The following is a 16955-nucleotide window of genomic DNA, read 5'->3' on the forward strand; positions in this document are numbered from 1 at the left end:
CCTGCTTCTTATCTCTGATGTTTTTTAGACATTACCAATGCCGACTAAACACCCTCGGCATACATAAAAATCACCATCAACATCGCTTTAGGCACTCATTCATGTAGGTATGCTAATGGCTGCTTGAGAGCGGTCTATTATCGCGAAATCAAACAATTTATTTACTCGATTTTCGCTTTTTAGTGTCGGGTGATTGTATCGAAGTGAAACCTCAGGTAATCTGCTTGTTGTTAATACGCATAAATGGATATTTGAGCTAACTTGAGTGAGTCTAGCGAGCGAACATCCCAATAGATTATTTGGAATCCCTGTCTAGATGGCAAAAAAGATTAATTCACATCCTGACCCTAAGCCTGCTGAAGGTCGGTCACGTCCCAAAACGGTTAATCACCGTAACGCGACAACCACACCCGAAATGCGGCAGTTTATTCAGCAATCCGAATACAGCGTCAGCCAATTAGCTAAAATACTTAATATTAGTGAAGCTACCATCCGAAAATGGCGTAAGCGCGACTCAGTCAATAATACCCCTAATACCCCACATAAACTCAACACCACGCTGTCACCCATGCAGGAATATGTGGTGGTCGGTTTGCGGTATCAACTCAAAATGCCGTTAGACAAACTGTTGTCGATTACCCAAAAGTTTATTAATCCTAATGTATCCCGTTCTGGTTTAGCGCGTTGCTTAAAACGTCACGGCGTATCAAAACTCGATGACGTTGACAGTTCATTTGTGCCTGAGCGTTATTTTAATCAATTGCCCATTACCCAAGGCACTGACGTGGTTACTTATGCTGTTAACCCACAAACACTGGCTGATACCTTATCCTTCCCCAGTGTCGATCATGTGGTACAAGTTGAATCATTAAGCATCCCCAAACAATACAGTCCAAAGCAAGCTTCTTCGGTGTTGTTGGGCGTCGATGCTGACACCGACTGGGTTTATCTAGACATTTATCAAGACAGCCATACTCAGGCGAGTAATCGTTATATGGCTTATGTGCTCAAGCACGGACCGTTTCATTTACGTAAATTATTAGTACGTAACTATCACACTTTTCTTGCTCGTTTTCCTGGATCAAGTCAATCAGCGGCAACGCCAAAGGCATCTAAAGCCGCTGCACCCCAACAGCAGATAACTGACTCTCAGTTATCAAGCGGAGACTCAAATGAGCCAATCCAGTAATATCGATAAGCGTTTAAATAAACGCTTAAAAGACATGCCGATAGCAATCGTAGGCATGGCGAGCATTTTTGCCAATTCGCGTTACCTGAATAAATTTTGGGATTTAATCAGCGAAAAAATCGACGCCATTGTTGATATTCCAGACAGTCATTGGAATGCCGACGATTACTATGATGCCGATAAATCAGCACCCGATAAAAGCTACTGTAAACGTGGTGGTTTTTTACCTGAGGTCGATTTCAACCCAATGGAATTTGGTCTGCCACCTAACATTTTAGAGTTAACCGACACCTCGCAGCTGTTGTCGTTAGTGGTAGCCAAAGAAGTATTAGCCGATGCCGGTATCGATGCGCAATACGATACCGACCGCATTGGTATTACCCTTGGCGTGGGCGGCGGACAAAAAATAAATCACAGTTTAAGCAGCCGCTTACAATACCCTGTACTCAAAAAAGTATTCAAAAACAGTGGCATTAGTGACCAAGACAGTCAGATGTTGATTAAGAAGTTTCAAGATCAATATATCCACTGGGAAGAAAACTCGTTCCCAGGGTCACTCGGTAACGTCATTGCCGGCCGTATTGCGAACCGTTTTGACTTAGGTGGCATGAACTGTGTCGTCGATGCGGCTTGTGCAGGCTCGTTAGCGGCGATGCGCATGGCGATTACCGAACTGGTTGAAGGTCGCAGTGACATGATGATCACCGGCGGCGTATGTACCGACAACTCACCGTCGATGTACATGAGCTTCTCAAAAACCCCTGCATTTACCACCAATGACACCATTCAACCATTTGATACTGACTCAAAAGGCATGATGATTGGTGAAGGCATTGGCATGGTGGCGATTAAACGCCTTGAAGATGCTGAGCGTGATGGCGATAAAATCTATGCGGTAATTAAAGGTATTGGTGCCTCATCTGACGGTAAGTTTAAGAGTATTTATGCGCCGCGCCCTGAAGGTCAGGCTAAAGCGTTAAAGCGTGCTTACGACGACGCCGGTTTTGCGCCGCATACAGTAGGGCTCATTGAAGCCCACGGTACAGGCACTGCAGCAGGTGATATTGCCGAGTTTAACGGTTTAAAATCAGTATTTGCTGAAGATAACGACACCCAACAACATATCGCGCTTGGTTCGGTTAAATCTCAAGTGGGCCACACCAAATCAACCGCAGGAACAGCAGGTGTAATTAAAGCGGCGTTGGCTCTGCATCATAAAGTATTGCCGCCAACCATTAACGTCAGTAAGCCACATCCAAAACTAGGCATCAGTGATTCACCGTTTTATCTCAATACCGAAACGCGTCCATGGTTACCTCGTGCAGACGACACGCCGCGCCGTGCCGGTATTAGCTCGTTTGGTTTTGGTGGCACTAACTTCCACATTGTGTTGGAAGAGTACCGCCAAGATCACGCCCGTAATGACAAATATCGTCAACGTGCGGTGCCGCAAAGCTTGTTAATCAGTGCTGATAGCAAGGCGGCACTGCAAAGTCAATTGGCTGAGCTACAAGCTGAAATAGCCGCAATCGATACAAGCAAAGCCAACAGTCAAGAACTGGCATTAACTGAGCTAGCCCAGCGTTTTGCCATTACTGACATTGCGCCAACAGCAGCACGTTTTGGCTTGGTTGTTGCGTCAATTGCTGACTTAACAGTGCAGCTTACTCAAGCCCTAGCGCAGTTAACCAACAATGATGCCGATAACTGGCAATTACCCTCTGGCGCAAGTTATCGCAATGCAAGCTTAGTCAATAAAAGTGCAGCACCTAAGGTGGCAGCATTGTTTGCGGGCCAAGGGGCACAATATGTCAACATGGCCACCGAGCTTGCGTGTTTCTATCCTGAAATGCGTCAGCAATTAATGCAAGCAGACAAAGTATTTGCCAAGCATAAGCAAACGCCATTATCGCAAATTATGTACCCTATTCCGGCTTTTGAAGCGCAAGATATTGCCGCGCAACAAGCCGCACTAACCAACACAGCTTATGCTCAAAGCGCCATTGGTGCGGTCAGCATGGGCCAATACGCACTGCTTATTCAAGCCGGTTTTAGCCCAGACATGGTCGCAGGCCACAGTTTTGGTGAACTCTCGGCCTTATGTGCAGCAGGGGTTATCAGCCAGGATGATTATTATCAATTAGCCTTTGCTCGTGGCCAAGCTATGGCGGCGACGCCAGCCGATCAAGACCCAGGCGCCATGTACGCCATCATTGTGCCGCCACAAGGTGCCGAGCAAGGTGTGAGCCAGTTAGAAAACTGCATCAGTGCCTTTGATGGAGTAAAAGTTGCTAACTACAACGCGCCCACCCAATTAGTGATTGCAGGTCCAACAGACGCTTGCGCTGATGCAGCAAAAGCCATTACTGCAGAGTTAGGCTTTAAAGCCATTGCCTTGCCAGTATCAGGGGCGTTCCACACGCCATTAGTTGGCCACGCGCAAAAGCCATTTGCGAAAGCTATTAGCAAGGTTAAGTTTGCTAAGCCTAAAGTGGCGTTATATGCCAACAGTACTGGCCAACTTCACCCAAGCGATGGCAAAGCAATTCAAGCCGCCTTTAGCGAACATATGCTGCAATCGGTGCGTTTTAGCGAGCAACTCGTTGCCATGTACGATGCGGGGGCTCGAGTATTTGTTGAGTTTGGACCTAAAAATATTTTGCAAAAACTGGTTGAAGCGACATTAGGCAACAAGGCTGAAGCGGTCAGTGTTGTCAGCCTAAATCCTAATCCTAAAGGCAGCAGCGATACACAGCTGCGTCAAGCGGCTACGCAATTAGCGGTATTAGGTGTGGCATTAACTGAGGTAGACCCTTATCAAGCGCCAATAGCAGAGCTTGCTAAAACCTCGCCGATGAACGTCAAACTGACGGCGCAAAACTACATTAGCCCAAGCACTCAAGCCAAAATGCAAAAATCATTGCAAAGCGGCGAAGTCACCAGCAAGACAGTGGAAGTGCCTGTCGAGAAGATTGTGGAAAAAATAGTGGAAAAACAAGTGATCAAAACCGAATACGTTGAAGTAGCTGGTGCACCAACTGCATCAGCTGACGCACCTATTGCACAAGCGCCTCTTACACAAGCAACGCCGCAGCCAGCGCACGCTAGCCAAACAACAGCTCAAGCGACTATCGCGCAAACGAACACAGCGGTAAGCAACGACAGCTTAAGTGCATTTTTTGCCGCCCAGCAACAAACGGCAACATTACATCAGCAGTTTTTAGCTATACCGCAACAGTATGGCGATACTTTTAATCAACTGATGACAGCCCAAGCACAAATGGCTTCATCAGGGGTTGCTATCCCAGAAAGCTTGCAACGTTCGATGGAATTATTCCACCAGCATCAAGCGCAAACACTGCAAAGTCACACACAATTTTTAACCCTACAAGCACAAACTAGCCAGGCTGCATTGGCCATGCTACAAGGTCAAGCACCAAGTGCTCCAGTGAGCAGGTTTGCCAATACCGCCACAGCGCCTCAAGAGGCTGCAACGCCTGTTGCTGCTCCCCAAAAACCAGTGATGACTCAAGCAGCTGCGGCTACACCTATTGCAGCCGCGGCCACAACACCAGTAACAGAAGTACCAGTGCCAGTAGTATCAGAGCCTATCGCTCAAATGGCTCAACCAACAGCATCTATGACTACAACATCACCAGTAGTAAGTGCATCAACAGGCTTATCTGCTGACACAGTCCAACAGACCATGATGGCAGTAGTTGCCGACAAAACCGGTTACCCTACTGAAATGCTAGAACTTGGCATGGATATGGAAGCCGATTTGGGCATCGACTCCATCAAACGTGTGGAGATCTTAGGTACAGTGCAAGATGAGTTACCAGGCTTGCCAGAGCTCAGCCCAGAAGATTTAGCTGAATGTCGCACCTTAGGTGAGATTGTTAATTACATGCAATCAAAATTATCAACCTCGCCAGCGTCTGTATCAACACCAGCGGCTAGCACACCTGCTACACAAGTATCAGCAACACCAACGTCAGGCTTAAGTGCAGATACTGTACTTAGCACTATGTTAAGTGTGGTTGCTGATAAAACCGGTTACCCAACAGAAATGCTTGAGCTTGGCATGGACATGGAAGCCGATCTAGGGATCGACTCAATCAAGCGCGTCGAGATTTTAGGTACAGTACAAGATGAGCTACCAGGCTTGCCTGAACTCAACCCTGAAGACTTAGCAGAGTGTCGTACTTTGGGCGAGATTGTTGATTATATGCAATCTAAGCTGTCAGCAGCTCCAGTGGCTGCACAAGTTCAAGCGCAAACGGTGCCAACATCTCCTGCTCAAGCATCAGCACCGGCATCAGGCTTAAGCGCGGAAACAGTGTTAACCACCATGATGTCTGTGGTCGCCGATAAAACCGGTTACCCAACGGAAATGCTTGAACTCGGCATGGATATGGAAGCCGATCTAGGGATCGACTCAATCAAGCGCGTAGAGATTTTAGGTACAGTCCAAGATGAGTTACCAGACTTGCCAGAACTCAATCCAGAAGATTTAGCTGAGTGTCGCACTCTAGGCGAGATTGTTGACTACATGCAATCTAAGCTAGCTCCAGTGGCTGCACTAGTTCAAGCGCAAACGGTGCAAACGTCCCCCGTTCAAGCATCAGGCTTAAGTGCAGACACAGTTCTTAGCACTATGATGTCAGTGGTAGCCGATAAAACCGGTTATCCAGCAGAGATGCTTGAACTGACCATGGACATGGAAGCCGATTTAGGGATTGACTCAATCAAGCGCGTAGAGATTTTAGGCACAGTGCAAGATGAGCTACCGGGCTTACCAGAACTCAATCCTGAAGATTTAGCTGAATGCCGCACCTTAGGCGAGATTGTTGACTATATGCAATCTAATCTAGCACCAGTAAAGGAATCAACTGTCCAAACGTCAGCAGCTCAAACATCACCAGCTCAAGCATCTGCGCCAACCTCTGGTTTAAGCGCTGAAGTCGTATTGACTACCATGATGTCAGTGGTGGCAGATAAAACCGGTTACCCAGCAGAAATGCTCGAGTTGACCATGGACATGGAAGCCGACTTGGGTATCGACTCAATCAAGCGCGTCGAGATTTTAGGCACCGTACAAGATGAACTAGCCGACTTACCTGATCTGAATCCAGAAGATTTAGCCGAATGTCGTACATTGGGCGAAATCGTCAGCTACATGCAAACAACCCTAAGCGCGCAAAATTCAACTGCGACAGCCACGGCAGAACAAAGCAGCGCAACAGCTAAGACAACACTTGATAGCACAGACTTACCGCCACACAGCGGGGTAGCGCTAAAAAAGTTGCCAGCGGCGGATAAACTCGAAGCATGTTATTCAACAGACAGCTGCATTGTCATCACTGATGACGGACATAATGCCGGTGTGCTTGCTGAAAAACTTAATGCCAAAGGATTAACCGTCGCCGTTATTCGTAACCCAGAAAGCATCAACGCTGCTCACTCGCCATTAAGCAGCGACATCAACAGCTACACCTTAACCAGCATTGATGATGCAGCCATTGCCAAGGTGATCACTGAGATAAGTGCTAAACACTCTATTGCGGGCTTTGTGCACTTACAGCCGCAGTTTAACGCTGACAGCAAAGACTTAGTCAGTTGCAATGAGGCAGCAAAAGCCGCTGTTGATAACGCCTTTTTATGGGCGAAACATCTGCATGCTGAATTTGCTAAGCCACTGCAATCACGCTTAAGTTACTTTACCGTGAGCCGTATCGATGGTGGCTTTGGTTATCTTGATAGCGCAGCACTCAGTAATGCAGAGCTTAACCAGGCAGCACTGTCTGGGCTCACCAAAACCTTAAGCCATGAATGGCCAAATGTGTTCTGCCGCGCGCTTGATATCGCCAATGATATTGATGCCAAATCGTTTGCCAATGCCATTATTGCTGAATTGTTTGATGTTAATGGCGACGCACCAAATGCTAAACGCATTACAGAAGTCGGCATTAGTCAACAAGGTCGCGTAACGTTAACTGCGGCGAGTCAACCTAACACCAGTGCAAGCTATCCTGCAGCCCAACTGACACAGCAAGACAATGTATTAGTGACTGGCGGCGCTAAAGGTGTCACTTTTGAATGTGCGCTAACACTGGCCAAGCAGTGCCAATCGCACTTTGTATTAGCTGGTCGCAGTCAGCACCTTGGTAATGACATGCCAGCCTGGGCTCAAGGTAAACAAGCCTCAGAGTTGAAAGCTGCCGCCATTAGTTACATTCAATCCCAAGGCAAAAAACCCACACCAAAGCAAATTGATGCATTAGTATGGCCAGTACAAAGTAGCTTAGAGATTGACCGTGCCCTCGCCGCCTTTACCAAGGTTGGCGCCAGCGCCCAATATGTTGCTATGGATGTCAGCAATGCTAAAGGCGTTATCGACGCACTGGCAGAGTTAACTGATGCTAACGGTAAAAAATTAGTCATCAATGGCGTTATTCATGGTGCAGGCGTATTAGCGGATAAGCACATTCAAGACAAAACACTAGATGAACTGAACCGCGTATACAGCACCAAGGTAACAGGCGTGGCAAGCATCATTAATGCGCTTGAACCACAACAGATCAAATTAGTCGCCATGTTCTCGTCGGCGGCAGGTTTTTATGGCAACACAGGTCAAAGTGACTATGCGATGTCGAATGAGATTCTCAATAAAACCGCATTAAAATTGGCCGCACAATTGCCACAAGCCAAAGTCATGAGCTTTAACTGGGGTCCATGGGACGGCGGCATGGTAAGTTCTGCGCTGAAAAAAATGTTTGTTGAACGTGGTGTATACGTGATCCCGCTTCAAGCTGGGGCCAACTTATTTGCTCATAGTTTATTAAGCTCGCAAGGCGTGCAGATGTTGATTGGTTCAGACATGCAAGGCTCAGGCACACAGGATGCAACTGCAAAAAAGCCTAATGCGAACACTTTGCCACACGCAGAGGGTTCGCTGACGTTTTCTGCGCCATATTGGGCTGCAGATACCCAAACCATTACAGTGACACGGGTGCTGCAACCTAATGAGCTTGCATTTGTAAACGATCACCGCATTGCCGGCAACCCAGTGTTGCCGACGGTGTGTGCTATCCAGTGGATGCGCGAAACTGCACAAACCTTGTGCCATGTGCCTGTAAGTATTGCTGACTATAAATTGCTTAAAGGGGTTATTTTTGACACCGACAAAGCTCATTTACTAAAGCTGCAACTCACCCAAACTGACACAGGCTTAAGTGCATTGATTTCGAGCTGTGTATTAGACGAGCCTGACAGCACAATGAAGCCGCAATATCAGGCAACATTAGGCGTCAATGGCGCGCTAACGCCCTCCGCGGTTGCTCAGTCGTCATTATCGGCAACCATGCTACAAAAGCTAGCACAGATGCCCGCAATACATGCTGGCAATACCTTGTATCAAAACGGCACCTTGTTCCATGGGCCGCGCTTGCAGGGTATTAAGCAAGTGTTGAGTTTTGATGATGCCGAGCTGCTATGTCAGGTTAAGTTACCGCAAATAGATCCTGCCGACTGCTCGGGCTTTGCGCCATCGGCAGTATCCGGTGGTAGCCAAATATTTGCCGAAGATTTGCTGTTACAGGCCATGTTGGTTTGGGCAAGACTCAAATACGATGCTGCCAGTTTGCCATCATCAATGGGGCAATTTATCACGGTAGCACCTTTTGCCAGTGGCGATGAGGGTTACATTCTGCTTGAGGTGGTAAAACACAGCGGCAGAATGTTAATCGCTAATGTGAGTTTGTATCATCAAGATGGACGTTTAAGCTGTCAAATGCATGATGCCAAAATCACCATAAGCAAAACGCTGAATCAGGCCTTTATCAATCAACATGAAAATCAGCACAGCAAGGATAACGTGTGACCTTTTCAGTAAACGCGATGTCCGCAGACCAACAAGCAGCGTTAACCACAAAGTTAACCGCTGATCTCAAACAACAACAAGCCAAGCCAATGCGCCTGGCCTTGTTGTTGGCAGCGCCTGATGCCAACAGTGTGAGCAATTTATCCATAAAGCATCAGCCGTTAGATGCTCAGTTGTTAGACGATCAGTTGCTAGAAGCCCTGCTGTTAGACGCGGCAGGCCTGCTTGGCAATCATAGCTGCGATATTGTGAATCTTAACGATAAACTGTGGATTATGCCGGCAATCACTGCGGCTAAAAATGGCTTACATGCTCATGCCTATTTAAACGGAATAGGTTGTGGTGATAAGGCCGATCAAGCAATGGCTCAGGCACTGGCTCATGCCAAAAGACAATATACCCAACCTCAAGCGGTAGAGTTAACTCAGGCTAATAATGCACTCAATGCATTGGTCGCGCTTATAAAAGACATTGCCTATCGACGTGTACCCAACAGTCAAGATTTTTGGTTTACGCCAGCACACCAAAGCCGCGTGGCAAGCTTGTGTTACCCAAGTAACATCGGAGTGCTCGCACTCGTGCTCACCCAGGGTAGTCAATTGCTTAGCGCTAAACCATTATTAGCAACGAACCGATTAATGCTGCCATTATCAGCACAAAATATTGCCAATTTACACACACAGTTAACGACCGTTAGCAACGCACTCAGCGAGCCATGCGATGAGCTAAGCCTGCTTAAATTTATCCGCCAACAGTGGCAACAATACCAATTGCAAACGCCTTATGCCTTGGTGTTAATGGCGACAAGTCAAAGCGGTTTACAGCAAGAAGCATCTGCTATGCTCGCAGCACTCGAGGCGCAGCAAACTCAACACAGCACAACGCTTAACAACACAAGGTTACACTACAAAACGCCTGCAGGCAGTTGCTTGACTACTTCGCCATTAGGCGCCAACGGGCTGAGTTTTGTCTACCCAGGTGTCGGCACGGTTTACCCACAAATGTTTAGCCAGCTCGGTCATGTTTTTCCTCAGGTATTTGCTAAGTTAGAGGCTCAAGGCGACTTGCCCGCCATGCTGCAAACTCAAGCGATTTATGCCACTGCAGAGAAAAACAACAACCACATGAGCCTCAGTGAGCTTGCCATTGCCGGTGTTGGCGCAAGTTACATGCTTAGCAAAATATTGCAGGATGAATTTGAGATAACACCGGCCTTCGCTTTGGGTTACTCTATGGGCGAAGCCGCCATGTGGGCCAGTTTAGGTGTATGGCAAGCCCCGCACCAGTTAATCGATTCAACCCAAAATAGCAGTATTTTCAATCAAGACATTTCAGGTGAGCTTCGCTGTGTAAGACAAGCCTGGCAATTAGCAAATGATGAACCGATAGTGTGGAACAGCTTTGTGACCCGCGCCACGGTTGCCGAAATCAGCCCGCATTTAGCCGATTACCCTCGCGCGTACATTGCCATTATTCAGGGCGACAGCTTAGTGCTCGCTGGCTGCGAGCAAAGCTGTAAAGCATTACTTAAACAAGCTGGTAAACGTGGCATAGCGGCCAATAGAGTCACGGCAATGCATACTCCCGCAGCACTCAATATTATTGACGATGTAAAACAGTTTTATCTGCAACCATTAGCCGCAACGCTGCCGACATCGACTCAGTTTTTATCGGCAGCACAAAAACAGCCAATTGAATTAACATCGCATGCTATTGCTCAGTCGATTGCCGACACCTTTTGTCATCCACTGAACTTTAGCCAGCTTATCAGCGACTCAATTAGCCAAGGCTGTCGTTTATTTGTCGAAGTCGGCGCCGACAGACAAACCGCCACCTTAATCGATAAAATTATTGGCCAACAAACAACCGATGTGCAGGCGCAAGCATTGGCCGTTAATGCTAAAGGTGCTGACGACATCAACAGTTTATTGAAATGTTTAGCCCAGTTAATGACTCACAGAGTACCCATGTCATTAACCCCGTTTACGCAAAACTTAAACGAAGCCATCGAACAACAAACCTTATTCATTGCCGCCAACAGCTTTGCTGTTGAACATGGTGACACTTTATTAGAAGGAGAACCTCATTGAGTTCTCAAGCTGCTCCCAAGATAGCCATTGTAGGCTTAGCCAATCAATATCCCGATGCCGATACTCCGGCAAAATTTTGGCAAAACCTCATCAACAAAAAAGATTCACGCAGCCAAATAAGCGCACAAAAACTCAATGCATCACCAGACGACTATATTGGTGTGCAGGGTCAGTCAGACCGTTTTTATTGCGACAAAGGCGGATACATTCAGAATTTCAGTTTTAATTCTGATGGTTATCATATCGATAGCAACGCGTTTGACGGCCTAGACGACAGCTTTTTATGGGCCACCGACACAGCACGTAACGCCTTAGTCGATGCAGGGATTACCGATCTTAATCATCCTAGCTTACAGCGTACCGGTATTGTGATGGGCGCCTTGTCGTTCCCAACGGCTAAATCAAACCAGTTGTTTGTGCCGCTGTATCACAGCGTGGTCGAAAAAGCCTTACAAACCAAACTACAGCAGCCTAATTTTGTGTTGCAAGATTTTGGTTTAACCGCACAAAACCAACAATACAATTGGCGCAATGGCGCAGTGGCTCACAATGCCTCAAAGCTGGTGGCTGATGCCTTAGGGCTGGGCGGCGCGCAATTAAGCCTAGATGCGGCCTGTGCTAGCTCTGTTTATGCATTAAAGCTTGCCTGTGATTATTTGCATACTGGTAAAGCCGACATGATGCTGGCTGGCGCGGTATCGGGCGCAGATCCCTTTTTTATCGACATGGGTTTTTCGATTTTTCACGCCTATCCAGACCACGGCATTTCAGCGCCGTTTGACAGCAACAGCAAAGGCTTGTTTGCCGGTGAAGGTTCTGGGGTGTTAGTGCTAAAACGCCTTGAAGATGCCCAGCGTGATGGCGACCATATTTATGCCCTCGTCAGCGGCATTGGTTTATCAAACGACGGTAAAGGCCAGTTTGTGCTTAGCCCAAACAGTAAAGGCCAAGTGCAAGCATTCGAACGAGCATATCGTGAAGCCGCCTTGTTAGACTCAAGCATTACCCCTGCCAGCATTGAAGTGATTGAATGCCATGCCACGGGGACGCCATTAGGCGACAAAGTTGAGTTAACTTCAATGGAGCGCTTTTTTGAAGATAAACTCAATGGCAGTGCCACACCATTGATTGGCTCGGCTAAATCTAATTTGGGCCACTTACTCACCGCAGCGGGTATGCCAGGGATCATGAAAATGATTTTTGCTATGCGTGAAGGTGTGTTACCACCGAGTATTAATATCAGCGCACCTATCGCCTCTCCTAATGGCTTATTTGGTCAGGCGGCCTTGCCAAGTGAAGTGCTACCTTGGCCAGATAAAGCCGGTAATAATGCCCGTCATGCTGGCGTGTCAGTATTTGGTTTTGGGGGCTGTAATGCTCACCTGTTGTTAGAGTCTTACTCTGAAACAGCGGTAACATCACCAGCCCCGACTCAAATGGTTAACGCCAGCGAGCAGCCGATGCACATTACCGGTATGGCCGCTCACTTTGGCCAGTGCAGTAGCATTAATCAGCTTGCTGAGCGTATTCGCGCCAAGCAACATTTGTTTACCCCATTACCGACTCAGCGCTGGAAAGGCATCAACAAGCATCCAGAACTGTTGGCCAAATATGGTATTGAGCAGGTGCCTCATGGCGCTTACATAAATCAATTCGACTTTGACTTTTTACGCTTTAAAGTGCCGCCGAATGAAGACGACCGATTAATATCGCAGCAGTTGTTATTGATCAAAGTCGCCGACGAAGCCATTGTAAATGCCAACCTTAAACCCGGCAGCAAAGTGGCGGTGTTAGTAGCCATGGAAACCGAGCTAGAATTACATCAATTCCGTGGTCGAGTGAACTTACACAGCCAACTCGCGCAAAGCTTAGCCGCTCAAGGTGTTAAACTCAGCGGCGATGAATACCAGGCCCTTGAAGCTATCGCTATGGACAGCGTGCTCGATGCCGCCAAATTAAACCAGTACACCAGTTTTATTGGCAATATTATGGCGTCGCGGATTTCATCGCTATGGGACTTCAACGGCCCCGCCTTTACCATTTCGGCCGCTGAACAATCGGTTAATCGCTGTATTGATGTGGCACAAAACTTATTTGCCATGGGCTCGTTACAAGAACCGCTCGATGCGGTGATTATTGCTGCGGTTGATTTGTCCGGCAGTATTGAAAACTGTTTACTCAACAATGCACGCCTGCAAGTAGCAGGAATGCAAACTGCGGGCTTATCGGCTAGCAACATTCACTTAGGTGAAGGTGCTGGCGCGATTGTATTACAGCAAGATCATCCAACCGACAGCTTTGCCAGTATTGATGCCGTGCAGTTTGCCAAGCAAGATCAGCTCAAACTCGAGCAAACTTGCGATATTAACGAACTCAATATTGCCCCGCTTTGCCAACAGTCTGATTTTGGGCTGCAGCTAACGAGTCAGTTAACTCAAATAGCTAAGCCAAATAGCATTACAAGCGCTCAGCATGTGTTAGGCCATACCTTTGCTGCCTCTGGCATGGCAAGCTTGCTTAATGCACTCATCCAAAGTCAGCAGTTACAACAAGCGGACGTTAATGCACAGGTGATTAGCGCCAGTGAAAATCAATACTCTCGCATTGGTTTATCGCTTAATACATTACAGCAACAGGCGCTTGCCAATCGCTTAAGTCAGCCGCTCACAGAGCAGCTGACCAAAAGCGCCAAGCTAAGCTTGATTAAACAAGTCAGTTTAGGTGGCCGCGATATCTATCAACACATTGTCGACAGCCCAGTTGCTGCTATCGATAACATTGTTAGCCAATGCGCGTCGATTAAACCCATTTCAGTGGAACAAGCCCCAACAAAAATGAATATAAACGAGCCCACTATGCCCGCAAGCCATTCAGCACTCAATCCAGGTACGCAGCCGCAAACAACACATCAGACTCATTCGACTCAAGGAATAAGCCAGCCAACGCCACCAGCACATTTAACGGCTTTTCAGCAAAATCAATGGCTAGCACAACAAGCTCATTTTGCATTTTTAGCCAGTCGTGAGGCAGGGTTAAAAGTCGCCGACAACTTGTTAAAATCACAACTGGCCTCAATGACATCTACCGCAACAGCGCAAACAATAGCACCTGCGTTAACCGCCAATGCGCCAACTCAGCATTACGTTGAAGCTCAATCGGTACTGGCACCCAACCATGCACAGGTTCCGGCCTACAGAGCCCCCACTCCGGCAGATAAACCGTGCATTTGGAATTATGCTGATTTAGTGGAATATGCCGAAGGTGATATCGCCAAGGTATTTGGCCCAGATTATGCCATCATCGACAGTTACTCTCGCCGCGTGCGCTTGCCAACCACAGATTATTTATTGGTGTCGCGTGTGACCAAACTTGATGCGACGATGAATCAATACAAACCTTGTTCAATGACCACAGAATACGACATCCCTGTTGATGCGCCGTATCTTGTCGATGGTCAAATCCCTTGGGCTGTCGCGGTAGAATCGGGTCAGTGCGATTTAATGTTGATCAGCTATTTAGGTATCGATTTTGAAAACAAAGGCGAGCGGGTTTATCGCTTACTCGACTGCACCCTGACCTTCCTAGGTGATTTACCCCGTGGCGGCGACACTCTGCGTTACGACATTAAAATCAATAATTTTGCCCGCAATGGCGACACGCTTTTATTCTTCTTCTCTTACGAATGTTTCGTCGGCGACAAGATGATTTTAAAAATGGATGGCGGCTGTGCCGGCTTCTTTACTGACAAAGAATTGTCTGATGGTAAAGGCGTTATCCAAACCGAAGATGAAATTAAACTGCGCCAGAAAGTGCTTAACAACCCAAATAAACCGACATTTGCACCGTTACTACACTGCGCACAATCAACCTTTGATTATGGTCAAATCCACCATTTATTAACCGGCGATATTGGCAGTTGTTTTGGCGGTGAACATGTTAATCACCAGTTGCAAACCGGCATGCAAAAGTCGTTGTGTTTTGCGTCAGAAAAGTTCTTAATGATTGAGCGAGTGAGTAACTTACAAGTGGGTGGCGGTACATGGGGCCTAGGGTTAGTTGAAGGCCACAAACAATTAGCCCCAGATCATTGGTATTTCCCGTGTCATTTTAAAGGCGATCAGGTGATGGCGGGCTCATTAATGGCTGAAGGTTGTGGTCAATTACTGCAATTCTTTATGCTGCATATTGGTATGCATACGCTAGTTAAAAACGGCCGCTTCCAACCGCTGGAAAATGCCTCGCAAAAAGTCCGCTGTCGTGGCCAGGTGTTACCACAGACCGCTGAACTGACTTATCGCATGGAAGTGACCGAAATTGGCATTCATCCACGTCCTTACGCTAAAGCTAACATTGATATTTTACTCAATGGGAAAGTGGTGGTCGATTTCCAAAACTTGGGGGTGATGATTAAAGAAGAAGCACAATGCACCCGCTACCTTGGCGACTCAATGGCTAATACAAGCATCAAGTCAACGGCGAACACAACAAATCAAACAACGACAGGCTTAAACAATTCTGCAAGCCAGCAAGATGTCGCTCCTCTAATGGCGAAAATAGCCGACACCAGCGCGCTAACCAATAAAGGCGTTATTCCGCTAAAACACGTTGAAGCACCCATTGTCAGCGCTGAATCAAAATACGCTAACCGCGTGCCCGACACGGTGCCTTTTACGCCGTACCATATGTTTGAGTTTGCCACCGGCGATATCGAAAAATGCTTTGGGCCTGACTTTAGTATCTATAAAGGGCTGATCCCGCCGCGTACACCTTGCGGTGATTTGCAGTTAACCACCCGCGTTATCGACATTAATGGTAAGCGTGGCGAATTGAAAAAACCGTCATCGTGTATTGCTGAATATGAAGTGCCAACAGATGCATGGTATTTTGCCAAAAACAGCCATCAGGCGGTAATGCCATATTCGGTGTTAATGGAAATATCATTACAGCCTAATGGTTTTATTTCAGGCTATATGGGCACCACGCTAGGCTTCCCGGGGCAGGAGTTGTTTTTCCGTAACCTCGACGGTCACGGCACCTTATTGCGTCATGTCGATTTACGCGGCAAAACCATCGTTAATGACTCTAAGCTATTATCAACCGTGATTGCTGGCAGTAACATTATTCAAAGCTTCACGTTTGAATTAAGTGTCGATGACGAACCGTTTTACACAGGCAGCGCAGTATTTGGCTACTTTAAAGCTGACGCGCTTAAAAACCAGCTTGGCATTGATAACGGTAAAATAACTCAACCTTGGCATATCGACAACAATGTCGTAGCCGACACCATTATCAATTTACTCGATAAACAGTCACGAGTATTTAATGCGCCTGCACATCAGCCACATTACCGCTTAGCCGGTGGTCAGCTTAACTTTATCGACACGGCAGAAATCGTCAATAACGGCGGCAAGTATAAGCAGGGCTATTTAGCTGCATCACGCACCATTGACCCAAGTGATTGGTTCTTCCAATTCCATTTCCATCAAGATCCGGTGATGCCAGGTTCATTAGGCGTTGAAGCTATCATCGAGTTAATGCAAACTTACGCGATTACTAACGATTTAGGCGCTGGCTTTACCAACCCTAAATTCGGCCAGATTTTGTCGGATATAAAATGGAAATACCGCGGCCAAATTAATCCGCTCAATAAACAAATGTCTTTAGATGTTCACATCAGTGCAGTGAAAGACGAAAACGGTAAACGCATCATCGTTGGCGATGCCAATTTAAGTAAAGATGGTTTACGCATTTACGAAGTAAAAGACATCGCTATTTGTATTGAAGAAGCCTAGCT

At 47.1% G+C, this 16955-nt stretch carries 4 protein-coding genes; all 4 read left to right on the forward strand.

What is annotated here, in order from left to right:
* Nucleotides 1-316: 316 nt before the first annotated feature.
* Genes IEY42_RS01335 through IEY42_RS01350 form a run of 4 tightly spaced genes read left to right on the forward strand, consistent with a single transcriptional unit; the run spans nucleotide 317 to nucleotide 16953 of the window.
* Nucleotides 317-1189 carry a transcriptional regulator gene (locus IEY42_RS01335; RefSeq protein ID WP_188923589.1) on the forward strand — a complete coding sequence of 291 codons (873 nt, stop codon included), beginning with the start codon at nucleotides 317-319 and terminating at the stop codon, nucleotides 1187-1189.
* On the forward strand, nucleotides 1173-9071 hold the full coding sequence (locus tag IEY42_RS01340) for a type I polyketide synthase (protein WP_188923590.1): 7899 nt from the start codon (nucleotides 1173-1175) through the stop codon (nucleotides 9069-9071). Before IEY42_RS01335 ends, IEY42_RS01340 begins: the two co-directional genes overlap by 17 nt.
* Nucleotides 9068-11161, forward strand: coding sequence for a PfaB family protein (locus IEY42_RS01345; RefSeq protein ID WP_188923591.1), 2094 nt, complete (start codon nucleotides 9068-9070; stop codon nucleotides 11159-11161). Before IEY42_RS01340 ends, IEY42_RS01345 begins: the two co-directional genes overlap by 4 nt.
* Nucleotides 11158-16953 (forward strand): hotdog fold thioesterase, encoded by a 5796-nt coding sequence (locus tag IEY42_RS01350; protein ID WP_188923592.1) that lies wholly within the window; start codon nucleotides 11158-11160, stop codon nucleotides 16951-16953. The genes IEY42_RS01345 and IEY42_RS01350 overlap by 4 nt, the downstream gene beginning before the upstream one ends.
* Nucleotides 16954-16955 lie beyond the last annotated feature (2 nt).

The sequence above is a fragment of the Shewanella algicola genome (genome assembly GCF_014648035.1).
Taxonomy (GTDB): Bacteria; Pseudomonadota; Gammaproteobacteria; order Enterobacterales; family Shewanellaceae; genus Shewanella; species Shewanella algicola.

Coding starts and splice junctions, on each gene's coding strand:
- IEY42_RS01335 (WP_188923589.1), top strand. CDS start 317: ATGGCAAAAAAGATTAATTCACATCCTGACCCTAAGCCTGCTGAAGGT.
- IEY42_RS01340 (WP_188923590.1), top strand. CDS start 1,173: ATGAGCCAATCCAGTAATATCGATAAGCGTTTAAATAAACGCTTAAAA.